Here is a 609-nt window from a genome sequence, read left to right as displayed (position 1 = left end):
GTGACGGTCCGCCCACACCAGGGCGTAGGCCGATCCGAGGACCAGGGCCTCCCGGTGGGCCTGGGCGGCGAGCTGGTCGAGATCCGATCCGGTCCACAGGCTCCACAGCTTGTCGGAACGCTGGCCGGCGACGTCGAACCCGGACACCGTGAGCCGTTCGGAGATCGCGGACACCAGGAGCCGGGGGACGTTGACGGCGAGCCGGTCGAACTTCGTGCCGATAGCCTCCCGCGCCTCCGGCGTGAGGTAGGCCAGCTCCTGCCTTCCCGCGTAGTAGCGCTCGAGCATGGACAGGGCCGGTGCCCTGTTGTCGATCTTCTGGAGCATGTCTTTCACTGCTGGTCTGGTCATCGGAATGAGACCACCTTTCTCTTCTGTCGTTGTGTTGCGTGCCAGGCGGCGCGATCTAGGGCGACGATTGCCGCCACGGCGGCGTCGATCTTCCGCGGGCTACCCCGCTTGTCCTTGGAGACGAGATCCCCCTGCGGGGTCCTCTTGGCGATGCAGTGGGCGAAGTGCGAGGCCATGCGGGCATCCCCGTCATGCGTCACCTCTCCGGTGGCGATTGCCTGATACATGCGGTCCGTTGCCGGGGCCATTCGGCCGGCA

At 67.0% G+C, this 609-nt stretch carries 1 protein-coding gene and 1 pseudogene; both read right to left on the bottom strand.

The window, feature by feature from the left end; genetic code table 11:
- On the bottom strand, nucleotides 1-351 hold a 351-nt coding region (locus DCI01S_RS16555), incomplete at its 3' end, for a phage portal protein (protein WP_156482674.1).
- Nucleotides 348-609, bottom strand: a pseudogene (locus DCI01S_RS17760) (terminase large subunit); the annotation flags it as partial. The pseudogene DCI01S_RS17760 and the gene DCI01S_RS16555, both read right to left, overlap by 4 nt.

Origin of the sequence: Dietzia cinnamea NBRC 102147, from assembly GCF_001571065.1 — a bacterium.
In the GTDB taxonomy this organism is placed as follows: domain Bacteria; phylum Actinomycetota; class Actinomycetes; order Mycobacteriales; family Mycobacteriaceae; genus Dietzia; species Dietzia cinnamea.
This window is presented reverse-complemented; position numbering and strand designations above follow the sequence as displayed.